Source organism: Pseudomonas sp. NPDC012596, assembly GCF_042902325.1.
Classification (GTDB): domain Bacteria; phylum Pseudomonadota; class Gammaproteobacteria; order Pseudomonadales; family Pseudomonadaceae; genus Aquipseudomonas.
Genome location: NZ_JBIBEB010000001.1, coordinates 387,450 through 399,850 on the forward strand (window position 1 = coordinate 387,450; position 12,401 = coordinate 399,850).

Here is a 12,401-nt window from a genome sequence, read left to right on the forward strand (position 1 = left end):
GTTTCAGCCATGACTGCAAGATTGGCTTGTGGCCGGCAGTCTGGGACAGAAAAGCCTGCCGCGCTCGGGCGCAGCAGGCTAGACGAAAGTCAGTTTCGCTCAGCAACTGGGCGGCGGGGTGATGCCGCCCGGAAGGTAATCAGCGAGCCGTGGCCAGCTCTTGTTGGACGCTGCCGACGGTACGTGGCCAAGGTTTACCAGCCTGGACCTTCGCTGGCAAGTTCTTGATTGCCGCAACCGCTGCATCGCGGTTGGCGAAGCTGCCATAAGTGACCACGTACAGCGGCTTGCCCTGCAGGTTTTTCTTGAAGTAGCGATAGTCGCCACCCTGCGCCTTGACGAAGGCCTGGGCCGACGCTTCGGAGCTGGTGCCGAGAATCTGCACCACATAATTGCCGGGTTTCTGGCCAGCGTACCAACCACCCGTGCTGCCACCAGCGGCTGGTTTTTCAGCAGGTTTGGCAGCGGGCTTGGCGGTGGCCACTTGAGTCGGTGCCGGAGCAGGCTTGGCAGGCGCTACCGGCTTGGCCGGCTGGGTTGCAACAGGCTTCTGCGCAGGTGCTACTGGCTGAGCCGGAGCAGGGCTGGTGGTGGCTTGAGCCATGGTCGGTGCCGGGCCGGCAGCCACACCTTGCGGTGGCGCGGTGGTGGTTACCGTCGGCGGGTTGCCAGGCTGCAACGCGGTATTACCCGCTGGGCCGCCTTCCTCACCATCGCCCATGCCTGCGGCCTGGGCCAGCGGCTCACGCATCACCGGCTGCGACTGGCCAACCAGTGGCAGTGGCATCGGCTGCGAAGAGCCGGAGAACTCGATGGAAGGGTCGTTCGACTTGCCGTCCCCCAGCGGCAGCTGGGCCTGGGCTGCTGGCGCATCGGTTGGCGCCTTGTCGCCTTTCTTGGGCATGAGAACCGCGGCAGCAACGGCGACCACGACGACAGCGGACAACGCGAGCACGTGTTTCTTAGGCATTTTGAACCCCATGGTTGGTCGCTTGGCCGTAGTGCGGCTGGCGATCATGGCTTCGATCAAGGTATCGCGGGCGACCTGGTTGATGTTGCCAGGCCAACCGTCGGAGTTTTCATGGATATCGACGAGCTGCTCACGGGTGAACACCTCGATACCCCGGCCGGCACCCTCAAGGCGCTGTTCCAGGTACTCGCGGGTCTCTTCCTCGCTGTAGGGGGCGAGCTCGATGACGTGGAAACGCTCTTCCTCGACATGGATTTCTTCCAACCCGGCGATCAGCGAGGGTTCGCCGAACAGGAACACGTGCGGGCGCCCTTCCGGAACACCTGCCGCCAGTTCCAGCAACGCTTGGAGTGCCGACTCGTCGAGTTGTTCCGCATCGTCCACCAGCAAGTAGACTTCTTGCCCGGTGAGGGCGAGTTGCACCACCTTGGACAGAATCGCCTGGACTTCGGGCTGGGCTACTTCCAGCGACTGGGCCACCTGGCCCAGCACGCTGGCCGCATCGCTGGCGCCGCGGGCCGATACCACCACGCTCTGCACCGACTGTTTGTTGGTGCTGGCCACCAAGGCCTGGCGCAGCAGTGTCTTGCCGCTGCCTACCGGGCCTGTAACCACCAGCATCAGCTGGCTGTAGCGGGCCAAGTGATGCAGTTGGCCGAGCACGGGCTTGCGCTGGGCAGGGAAGAACTTGAAGCCGGGCACACGCGGCGCGAACGGATCGTGGCTCAACTGGTAGTGGTCGAGAAACGCCTCATCGGCATGCAAACTGGTCATTGCGCTGTCACAACCTCAAAGCTGGGCCACGATCGCGCGGTAATCCGCCGACAGCGTGGCCTGAAGAATCTCTTTCGGATAGTCGTCGGTGACCACGGCCTCACCCATCTGGCGCAGCAGCACCAGACGCAGACGCCCATCGATCACCTTTTTATCGACCGCCATATGCTCCATGAAATGCGCCGGGGTCATTTCCTGTGGTGGCACCACCGGCAAACCTGCATCCTGCAGCAGGCGGATTGCGCGATCGCGCTCGGGCTGGTCGATCCAGCCCAGGCGCATGGACATTTCCAGGGCCATCACCGTGCCCGCTGCCACGGCTTCGCCGTGCAACCAGACACCGTAGCCCATGTGCGTTTCGATGGCGTGCCCGAAGGTATGCCCCAGGTTCAGTGTGGCGCGCACGCCGGATTCGCGCTCATCGGCACCCACCACTGCGGCCTTGGCCGCGCAGGAACGCCGGATCGCTTCGGTCAGGGCAGCAGGCTCCAGGGCGCGCAGGGCCTCGATATTGTCTTCGAGCCAGCCGAGGAAGGGTTTGTCGCAGATCAGGCCGTACTTGATCACTTCGGCCAGGCCCGCCGACAGCTCACGCTCGGGCAGGGTCCTGAGGCTGGTGGTATCGATCAGCACCGCGTTGGGCTGATAGAAGGCACCCACCATGTTCTTGCCCAGCGGGTGGTTGATGCCAGTCTTGCCGCCGACCGAGGAGTCGACCTGGGACAGCAGTGTGGTCGGCACCTGGATGAAATCGACGCCGCGCTGGTAGCAGGCCGCTGCGAAACCGGCCATGTCACCGATCACGCCACCGCCCAGGGCCACCACCGTGGTGCGGCGGTCGTGCCGGGCAGTCAGCAGGCCGTCGAAGATCAGCTGCAGGGTTTCCCAGTTCTTGAAAGCTTCGCCGTCTGGAAGGATCACGGGCAGCACCGAATAGGCCCCGAGGGTCTTGCTCAAACGTTCGAGATACAGGGGCGCGACGGTCTCGTTGGAAACGATGGCAACCTGCCGGCCGGCAATATGCGGCGCCAGCAACTCGGGCTGGTCAAGCAGGCCTTCGCCAATGTAGATCGGGTAGCTGCGCTCGCCCAGGTCGACCTTTAGTGTCTGCATGTATCCCCACAATGTACTTTGGCGCGGCGTCGGCTGAGCGACCCACGCGGTATCGTTGAACCTCGCCTCGGCGCTGGCCGAGAATAGTCCCGGCTTACCGGGGCGGCAACTGCTGCAAGCGGTCGAGAATGTCGAGCACGACCATGCGCGGCGGCCGTTCGTCGGTTTCCACCACCAGGTCAGCAATCTCGCGGTAGAGCGGGTCGCGCGTTTCCAGCAGGTTGCGCAACGTCGCCTCCGGGTTGGCGGTACGCAGCAACGGGCGGTTGCGATCGCGCGCGGTGCGCCCGACCTGCTGCTCCACCGAGGCATGCAGGTAGATTACCCGGCCGCCCCGGTGCAACGCCCGGCGATTGGCCTCGCGCATCACTGCGCCGCCACCGGTCGCCACGACCACGCCATCGAGCGCGCAGAGTTCGGCGATCATCGCCTCCTCACGGTCACGAAAGCCCGGTTCGCCTTCCTTGTCGAAGATCCACGGGATATTGGCGCCGGACCGCAGTTCGATTTCCTTGTCGGAATCTTTGAACAGCAGGCGCAGTTCTTTGGCCAACAGGCGTCCGATGGTGCTTTTACCAGCGCCCATGGGCCCTACAAGTATCAAATTTCGCACAGAATCAACGACTCACAGCAATCGCCTGGTCACTCATGATACGCGGAGTCAGGAAGACCAGCAGCTCGGATTTTTTCTCTTGTAATGCATCGCGTCGAAACAGCCGCCCAACATACGGCAGATCGCCAAAAAATGGCACCTTGTCGACCACATTGTTTTGCGTGGTCGAGTACACACCCCCAATGACGATGGTCTCGCCATCGGCCACCCGAACCTTGGCATTCACCTCGTTCTTGCGGATTGGCGGCACATCATTCAAGGCATTGACGAAATCAGGCTCATCCTTGGTCACCTTGACCGTCATGATGACCTTACCGTCCGGGGTGATCTGTGGGGTGACCTCCAGAGACAGCGACGCTTCACGGAAGGCGACAGACGTAGCACCGCTTTTGGTCGTCTCCTGGTAAGGCACCTCGGTGCCCTTGAGTATGCGGGCTGTCTCCTTGTCAGCGGTGACGACCTTGGGCTGGGAAATGATTTCGCCATTGCCGGTCTTTTCCATGGCGCTGAGCTCCAGGTCCAGCAGCACACCTCCGCGCAGCAGGCCAAGGCCGATACTGGAACCGGCCCGCTCCACCCCCAGATCGACGAACACATCCTTCCCTAACTGTGGGGTCTCGCCATAAAGCCGCCGCCCCCAGCGCACTCCCAGGCTCTTCTCGTAGTCGAGATTGGCTTCGACAATGCGCGCCTCGATCGCCACCTGGCGCACCGGCACGTCCAGTTGCGCCACCAACTGACGCAACTCGGCGAGTCGATCTTCAGGCTGGTGCGCCACCAAGGTATTGGTGCGGGCATCGACGCTCAGGCTCCCGCGGCCGGTGAGGATGCCATCGTCGGCCAGCGTTGCCAGCAGCAACTCGGCAAGTTCGGACGCTTCGGCGTGATGGATCCGCAGCAACTCCCGGCGCAAAGGTTGCAGTTGAGCGTCCAGCTCCTGCCCCAGGCGCGCGCCGAGTGACTGTTCAGCCAGTTCGGCCGCCGGCGCCACCATCAGCACATTGCCTTCCTCCCTTCGCGCCAGCCCTTTGCTGCGCAAGATCAGCTCCAGGGCTTGATCCCAAGGGACGCCCTGCAAGCGCAGGGTAATGTTGCCCTGAACCGTGTCACTGGCGACCAGATTGATACCGGCGTAATCGGCCAGCACCTGCAGCACCGAGCGCACTTCCACATCCTGGAAGTTCAACGAAATCGGCTCACCTCGATGAGGTGTCGCGGCCATCAATGGCATCGGCAGCACCGCCAACATCAGCCACGTCATCAAGCCTTTCATCATCTTCCTTGACCTCCCTGTCCACGCCCTTCCTGAGCGTTAGCAATGTGCTGCGTTCCCGCCACCTGCCACCCACGAACAACCGTTCACGCACCTCGACCTGCCTCTCGCCGACATGGCTCACCACGCCCTCATCGCGCCCTAACGCGTCACCCGCGCGCACACGGTACAACCTCCCTGCAGACGACAGCACTGCCTGGTATTCCAGGCCCCGCGACAAACTGCCGACCATTTCAAGCTGAGCCAGTGGGACGTTGGCCAGCCCTTCGCGGGCAACGCGGGTCGACCAGGCTGAAAACGGGTCAAGAACAGGTGGCAGAACGTCAGCGCGGGCGGGGGTCAGGGCCAGCGAGCCTGGCTCCGGCACCGGCCCATCGGCCTGGAAGGCGTTGACCCGCAGGCGCAAGCGGAGCAAGCCAGGCTTGCCAGCTGCGCTGGCCAGATACAGGTCGCCAGCACGCAGCAGGCGAACCTGACCCAGCCAATCGTCCAGCCACATGCGCAGCGACGCATAGCGGCCAACCACCAGCACATCGAGCGGTGTCCGGCGAAACCCGGGCATCTTCACCTCCTCCTGTACATCCAGTTGCTCGAAGTGCAGCCCATGCGCATGCCCGGAGGCTGCCAGCTGGTCGAGCAAGTCGCTGATGTCGCCCCCTGCCGCAAGGCGCCAGCGATGGTCTAGCAGTTCCAGCTCGGCCTCGCCAATGGCTTCCCGTATGGACTCACTCGCCAGCACTCGAGCGGTTTTGGCTTCCTGCTCCTCGCTCAGTTGCCTGCCCTGTGCCTGTTCTATCTGCTGGAGCTGCCGCCACTCCGGCAGGCGAACAAGGCAACCCAGCGCAAGCACTGCAAGCGCGACAGAAATCGGCAGGGCATAGCTCAGCAAAGGTGAGCGAACGACCGGCACCAGCCAATCCAGGCGGTAGAGAACGCTCACGACCAGGACGCCGACATGCGCCCCAGCATCAAGAACTCATCGCCAGCCGGCAGGCTTTTCAAGCGTTTGAGCTCCAGGTCCAGCACCACACTGGAGCGCCCCAGGTCGCGCATGAACTGCGCCACCACGGCCCCGGAAACAGCCAGCCCGACGATATGCAGGCGCTCGCCTTCAAGCTTCAGCTCGACTACCTGAACACCCTCAGGCAGTGCACGCTCCAGGTCGGCGAAAAGTGCGACCAGAAGCCCTCTATCAGCGTGCAAAGCGGCCAGCATGTCAGCTTGAGCACGCACCGAATCAAGCGTTTCCCTGGCGCTTTCAAGCCGCTCCAGCTGAGCGTCCAACCCAGCAATCACCGCTTGCTGACTGACATTGGCCATCGCCTGCTGCTGCGCCCTTTGCCGCGCCAGCTGGTCCATCAACAACACGACGCATAGCGCCAGAAGCACACCGCCGACCAGCATCAGGCGCAAGCGCCGCAGGGCCGCCAGGCGCTGCTGCTCGCGCCAGGGTAGAAGGTTGATACGCAACATCATCGCGAACCTCCCAATGCCAGCGCGCACGCCAGTGTCATGCTGTTGTCGTGACAATCGATGCCGGCCACCGGGGGCAATGGCCGGCATTGCACACTCAGGCTATCAGTCAGTTGTTGCAGCCGAGCCTGATGGAGTGTCGGCGTGCTGGTGACCACCAGATCATTCAGAAAGGGACAATCGGCAAACAACTCGCACAGCCGATCCAAGGGCATTTCGCGCCGCTGGGGCAGTACATCTGGTGACCAGCAATGCAGCGTCGCGCTACACGGCTCCAGCCGCAGCAACGCCGAGCCTTGTGCACGCGGCTGCGGCAGAAGCCGCCGCAAAGCGATGCTGTCGACCTCCACCGCTTCAAGCTGGAGTCCGGCCGCCTCGAACAACGCCTCAAGGGGGTTCAGCACAGCCTGCCGACAGGCGGCCACCATGACATCCCGCGCCCCTGCCTGAACATGTGAAGCGCCCATTACCTGAAAATCCATTACCAGCTCTTCCAGCGGAAATGGAAACAGCCTGTCCGCGTCGGCCAGCAGCTTCGCCTCCAGATCGGCTTCAGACTGGCTAGGCGGCAATTGCCACAACTTGCAGATCACCTGCGAAGCAGGCAGTGCCACCGCCACCCGGCGTTGGCGGCTACCGCTGCGCCGATAGGCGCTACTCAATGCCGCCAGAACGCGATCCGGGGCCTGCCACCAGTCGCCAGCGGTAAACGGCTCGAACCGTTCCAGCGCCCACGCGACCCGCTCATAGCGCCCCTTTAGCCGTCGCAGCTGCAGCACCCGTACAGAATCGGAGGCAATTTCCACCCCCAGCAGTGAACCGGCATCCTTGCCCATGCGTCCAAGCATCGTTGTCCCCTTGTGGCAACCGTAAACCCGCTGCATCGCCAGCCCTTGGAAGGCCAGGCGGTGCAGCGGGCCGCCTGGCCGGTCACCCGGCGTGGCGAAAAATGCTTATAATGCCCAGCGTTTTTTTCGTCCGCCGGCTCCGTGCGCAACTCACCCCTCAACCTGGACACCCAAAAGCCTTGATACGCCTGCTGAAGTTCTTCTGGTGGTCTTTCGTCGCAGTCATCTGCGCGCTCGTACTCGGTGTGAGCGGTGCGTTTCTGTATCTTAGTCCCAACCTGCCGTCGGTCGATTCGCTCAGAAGCATCCAGTTGCAGATCCCCCTGAGGGTGTACAGCAGCGACGGCAAGCTCATTGCCGAGTTCGGCGAAATGCGCCGCTCGCCAATCCGTTTCGCGGAAATCCCCCCGCAGTTCATTCAGGCGCTTCTGTCAGCCGAAGACGACAATTTCCTCAACCACTACGGCGTCGATCCGAGCAGCCTCATGCGCGCCGCGACCCAGCTGGTTAAAACCGGTCACATCCAGACCGGCGGCAGCACCATCACCATGCAGGTGGCGAAGAACTTCTTCCTGACCAGCGAGCGCAGCTTCTCGCGCAAGACCAACGAGATTCTGCTGGCCCTGCAGATCGAGCGTGAGCTGACCAAGGACGAGATCCTCGAGCTGTACGTGAACAAGATCTACCTGGGTAACCGAGCCTACGGCATCGACGCCGCCGCGCAGGTGTACTACGGCAAATCGATCCGGGACGTGAGCCTGGCGCAGATGGCGATGATCGCCGGCCTGCCCAAGGCGCCGTCGCGCTTCAACCCGCTGGCCAACCCGGTGCGTGCGAAAGAGCGCCGCGACTGGATCCTGGGGCGCATGTACAAGCTCGGCAAGATCGACGAAGCCAGCTACCAGAACGCACTGGCCGAGCCGCTCAACGCCAGCTACCACGTACCGACACCTGAAGTGAACGCGCCGTACATCGCCGAGATGGCCCGCGCCGAAATGGTCGGCCGCTATGGCAGCGAGGCCTATACCGAAGGCTTCCGCGTCACCACCACGGTGCCGAGCGACATGCAGGAAATGGCCAACAAGGCAGTCCTCAACGGCCTGTCGGACTATGACGAGCGCCATGGCTACCGCGGGCCGGACGCACGCTTCCCGGGCAAGACCCAGGCCGCCTGGCTACAGGAGTTGAACAAGCAGCGCACCTTGGGCGGGCTGGAGCCGGCCATCGTTACCCATGTCGAAAAGACTGGCATCAAGGTGCTGACCCGCAGCGGCAAGGAAGAAGACGTGGCCTGGGACACCATGAAGTGGGCGCGCCCATTCATCAACAGCAACTCCCAGGGTCGCGCGCCGCAATCGCCGGCTGACGTGGCCCAGGTCGGCGACCTGGTACGCCTGCAGCGCCTGGACGACGGCAAGCTCAAATTCAGCCAGGTGCCCGGTGCCCAGAGTGCGCTGGTAACCCTGGACCCTTACAACGGTGCCATTCGTGCGTTGGTGGGCGGCTTCTCGTTCGAGCAGAGCAACTACAACCGCGCCATGCAGGCCAAGCGCCAGCCGGGCTCGAGCTTCAAGCCGTTCATCTACAGCGCCGCACTGGACAGCGGCTATACCGCCGCCAGCCTGGTCAACGATGCACCGATCGTGTTCGTCGACGAGTACCTCGACAAGGAATGGCGGCCAAAGAACGACACCAACACCTTCCTTGGCCCGATCCGCATGCGCGAGGCGTTGTACAAGTCGCGCAATCTGGTATCGATCCGCCTGCTGCAGGCCATGGGTGTAGGCCGCACCATCGACTACATCGCCAAGTTCGGCTTCAACAAGCAGGACCTGCCGCGCAACCTGTCGCTGGCGTTGGGCACCGCAACGCTGACGCCGATGGAGATCGCCACCGGGTGGAGCACGTTTGCCAACGGCGGCTACAAGGTCAACCCGTACCTGATCGAGCGCATCGAAAGCCGTAGCGGCGAGACGCTGTTCACCGCCAATCCGGCACGCGTGCCGCAAGGCGCCGAAGACCAGGCAGGCCTGGCGGCACCGGAACAGCCAATCAGCACCGCTGCAATGCCGGGCGAGGCACCGTCGGCCTTCGGCCAGATAGCGCCGACACCGCAAGCGCCGGTGATTGCCGAGCAAATCATCGATGGCCGCACCACCTATATCCTCACCAGCATGCTGCAGGACGTGATCAAGCGCGGTACCGGGCGCCGGGCGCTGGCCTTGGGCCGTACTGACCTGGCAGGCAAGACCGGCACCACCAACGAGTCCAAGGACGCCTGGTTCTCGGGCTACAACGCCGATTACGTGACCACCGTCTGGGTCGGCTTCGACCAGCCGGAAACCTTGGGCCGCCGGGAATACGGCGGCACTGCGGCGCTGCCGATCTGGATGAGCTTCATGGGCGCGGCGCTCAAGGACAAGCCTAACCACGCACCGGCAGAGCCGGAAGGCATCCTCAGCCTGCGCGTCGACCCGGTCAGCGGCCGCGCAGCCTCGCCGAGCACGCCGAACGCGTACTTCGAGCTGTTCAAGGCTGAAGACTCGCCACCGTCGGTGGATGAGCTGGGCAATGGTGCAGCACCTGGCAGCCCGCTGCCAGCGGATGAAGCAGCGCCGATGGACCTGTTCTGACAGTGACTTTGTAGCGAGGCCTATAGCCGGCAAGCCGGCTCCAACAGAGTTAGCACCAACCCTGAGCGTTGTGCAGTACCTGTAGGAGCTGGCTTGCCGGCGATAGGGCCCTGACAGGCCACCGACCAATCAGCAGGCAAACAAAAAGCCCCGGCTCACACGAGCCGGGGCTTTTTTGTGTTGCTACGGCCTGGGGATCAGCCGTTGAACACTTCATCCACGCTGTTCAGCGGGTAGTGCTTCGGATACGGCAGGGTAGCCACGCCGGATTCGATGGCGGCCTTGGCCACTGCGTCGGAAACGACGGTGATCAGGCGAGCGTCCAGCGGCTTCGGAATGATGTACTCACGGCCGAATTCCAGACCTTCGACGCCGTAGGCCTCGCATACTTCCTTAGGCACTGGCAGCTTGGCCAGGTCTTTCAGGGCGATGGCGGCGGCAATCTTCATTTCTTCGTTGATACGCTTGGCGCGAACGTCCAGGGCACCACGGAAGATGAACGGGAAGCCCAGAACGTTGTTGACCTGGTTCGGGTAGTCGGAGCGACCGGTGGCCATGATCACGTCGTTGCGGGTGGCGTGAGCCAGCTCTGGCGAGATTTCCGGGTCCGGGTTCGAGCACGCGAACACGATCGGATTGGCGGCCATCGACTTCAGGCCTTCCGGGCTCAGCAGGTTCGGGCCGGACAGGCCAACGAACACGTCAGCACCTTCCAGGGCATCAGCCAGGCTGCGCTTGTCGGTGGCGTGGGCGAATTGGGCCTTGTACTGGTTCAGGTCGTCGCGGCCAGCGTGGATCACGCCGCTGCGGTCGATCATGAAGATGTTCTCGACCTTGGCACCCATGCTGACCAGCAGCTTCATGCACGAGATTGCAGCAGCGCCGGCACCCAGGCAGACGATCTTGGCGTCTTCGAGTTTTTTGCCAGCGATTTCCAAGGCGTTGATCATGCCGGCGGCGGTAACGATCGCGGTGCCGTGCTGGTCATCGTGGAACACTGGGATGTCGCACTGCTCGATCAGGGTGCGTTCAATTTCGAAGCACTCAGGAGCCTTGATGTCTTCGAGGTTGATGCCACCGAAGGTAATCGAGATGCGGCGAACGGTGTCGATGAAAGCTTGTGGGCTTTCCGATTCGACTTCGATGTCGAAGACGTCGATACCGGCGAAACGCTTGAACAGAACGCCCTTGCCTTCCATGACCGGCTTGGAAGCCAGTGGACCGAGGTCACCCAGACCGAGGATGGCGGTGCCATCGGAAATCACCGCAACAAGGTTGCCCTTGCCGGTGTATTTGTAGGCCAGCTCAGGATCACGGCCGATTTCACGCACAGGTTCTGCAACGCCTGGGCTGTAGGCCAGGGCGAGATCACGGGCGGTGGCGGTGGGCTTGGAGAGCTCGACGCTCAGTTTCCCCGGACGAGGTTGAGCGTGATATTCGAGAGCGGCGGTTTTCAGGTCTGACATGGTGGGCATTCCGCTATTTACTGTTCTGACGGACCGCCGAGGATACGCAAAGAGCCGGGGAGTCACAAGACTGGTCGGTCACTTGTGTCAAGGCCTTTAGCCTACGACTTTACGCTATAACACACGGGGGCATTGGAGCCACCAGTGTGTACAATCCAGTAGCGAAATGTCTACATCTTTTCAGCCTGAAATGCGCTCCAGCATGCTCGGATCGGTCAATGGCAACACCCAACGTCGCTGCCCCGGCTTGAGCCCACCCTTGCGGGAACGATCCAGCACCCAACCGCGCGCCTCGACCTGGCGTCCTTTGAGATTATCGAAGAAGCCTGCAGGGAAGTTGCGTTGCAGACGAGCGGGAACCTGCAACACCACGCCGGTCTCCAGCGCCAACCAGACGCCCCCGCGGTTGCGTGCAACGCTCTGAATGCTGCCACCGATAACCGCGAACCCCGATTGCCTGACCTCACGGGCGCGCAGCACCGGCGAGTTGCGCCACAGCCCGGCCCTTGCCTTGCGTGCCGACTGCTCGGCCACTTGCTGGCAAGCGACCAAGCGCACATTGGGTGCCACCGCGACACGGTAGCCAAGGCCCTCGCTGAGCAAGCGCGCCTCAAGATTGTCGCCATTGCGGCCGTAGATATGGGCCAGCGTGCGCCCGTATTTGTCCTTGGCCTCGATGCCCTGCACCAGCCCGACCCGGCCGTCACTGGCTTTGACCAAAGCTTGCAGGCGCTGTTTGGCGGCGTCGGCGTAGGGCTCGCTGGTGCGCCCTTTGCGCCCGATTTCCGGCGCGTTGATGCCGATCATGCGCACACTGCGGCCATCGACAAGGCGTAGCGTGTCGCCATCCACCACCTGACGCACTGCCACCTGCTGCGGCTTGACCGGCAGCGGGCAGAACGCCAGCGCCGACGCCTGCCAGATCGCGCCCACAAAAAAGGCGCCCACAAGGGGCGCCTTTTTCAGCAACAATGCGAAGCCCGAAGGGTTCGCCATGCGCATGATTACTTCTTGGTACCGAACATACCGAAGCGATCGGCGAACTTCTGTACGCGACCACCGGTGTCCAGGACTTTCTGCTTACCGGTGTAGAACGGGTGGCACAGGTTGCAAACGTCGATCGCCAGGGTGTTGCCCAGGGTCGAACGCGTTTCGAATTTGTTGCCGCAGCTGCAAGTCACTGCAACCGCTTCGTAGTTCGGATGAATATCAGCTTTCATGGTCACTTCCTCGAGCTG

11 protein-coding genes are annotated in these 12,401 nt (G+C 62.8%); 1 reads left to right on the forward strand and 10 read right to left on the reverse strand.

Going from position 1 to position 12,401, the window contains the following annotated elements; translation table 11 throughout:
- Positions 1-139 precede the first annotated feature (139 nt).
- From ACFY68_RS01680 to pilM, 7 genes are all read right to left on the reverse strand, one after another.
- Positions 140-1,744 (reverse strand): AAA family ATPase, encoded by a 1,605-nt coding sequence (locus ACFY68_RS01680; protein ID WP_387522809.1) that lies wholly within the window; start codon positions 1,742-1,744, stop codon positions 140-142.
- Between the two features lie 15 nt (positions 1,745-1,759).
- Entirely contained in the window at positions 1,760-2,857 is a 1,098-nt protein-coding gene (gene aroB, locus ACFY68_RS01685) for a 3-dehydroquinate synthase (protein WP_387522811.1), read from the reverse strand.
- A 94-nt stretch (positions 2,858-2,951) separates the two neighbouring features.
- On the reverse strand, positions 2,952-3,470 hold the full coding sequence (aroK, locus tag ACFY68_RS01690) for a shikimate kinase AroK (RefSeq protein WP_346614151.1): 519 nt from the start codon (positions 3,468-3,470) through the stop codon (positions 2,952-2,954).
- Between the two features lie 4 nt (positions 3,471-3,474).
- Complete coding sequence (locus ACFY68_RS01695; protein ID WP_387523032.1) at positions 3,475-4,743, reverse strand: type IV pilus secretin PilQ; 1,269 nt, start codon at positions 4,741-4,743, stop codon at positions 3,475-3,477.
- Positions 4,667-5,683: a pilus assembly protein PilP gene (locus ACFY68_RS01700; RefSeq protein WP_387522813.1), complete on the reverse strand. Its 1,017-nt coding sequence runs from the start codon at positions 5,681-5,683 to the stop codon at positions 4,667-4,669. The genes ACFY68_RS01695 and ACFY68_RS01700 overlap by 77 nt, the downstream gene beginning before the upstream one ends.
- Positions 5,680-6,216, reverse strand: a complete 537-nt coding sequence (locus ACFY68_RS01705) for a PilN domain-containing protein (protein WP_387523033.1) — start codon at positions 6,214-6,216, stop codon at positions 5,680-5,682. Before ACFY68_RS01705 ends, ACFY68_RS01700 begins: the two co-directional genes overlap by 4 nt.
- The gene (pilM, locus tag ACFY68_RS01710; protein WP_387522815.1) at positions 6,216-7,064 is read right to left on the reverse strand and encodes a type IV pilus biogenesis protein PilM; all 849 of its coding nucleotides are present in this window, start codon (positions 7,062-7,064) and stop codon (positions 6,216-6,218) included. The genes ACFY68_RS01705 and pilM overlap by 1 nt, the downstream gene beginning before the upstream one ends.
- A 182-nt stretch (positions 7,065-7,246) precedes the next feature.
- Between pilM and ACFY68_RS01715 the strand changes: the two genes are divergently transcribed.
- The gene (locus tag ACFY68_RS01715; protein WP_387523035.1) at positions 7,247-9,697 is read left to right on the forward strand and encodes a penicillin-binding protein 1A; all 2,451 of its coding nucleotides are present in this window, start codon (positions 7,247-7,249) and stop codon (positions 9,695-9,697) included.
- 197 nt (positions 9,698-9,894) lie between these two features.
- Here the strand turns inward: ACFY68_RS01715 and ACFY68_RS01720 are convergent, their stop codons facing one another.
- From ACFY68_RS01720 to rpmE, 3 genes are all read right to left on the reverse strand, one after another.
- Entirely contained in the window at positions 9,895-11,163 is a 1,269-nt protein-coding gene (locus ACFY68_RS01720) for a malic enzyme-like NAD(P)-binding protein (protein WP_346614156.1), read from the reverse strand.
- Between the two features lie 180 nt (positions 11,164-11,343).
- Positions 11,344-12,165 (reverse strand): thermonuclease family protein, encoded by an 822-nt coding sequence (locus ACFY68_RS01725; RefSeq protein ID WP_387522817.1) that lies wholly within the window; start codon positions 12,163-12,165, stop codon positions 11,344-11,346.
- A 2-nt stretch (positions 12,166-12,167) separates the two neighbouring features.
- Positions 12,168-12,383 carry a 50S ribosomal protein L31 gene (gene rpmE, locus ACFY68_RS01730; RefSeq protein WP_054891182.1) on the reverse strand — a complete coding sequence of 72 codons (216 nt, stop codon included), beginning with the start codon at positions 12,381-12,383 and terminating at the stop codon, positions 12,168-12,170.
- Between the last annotated feature and the right edge of the window lie 18 nt (positions 12,384-12,401).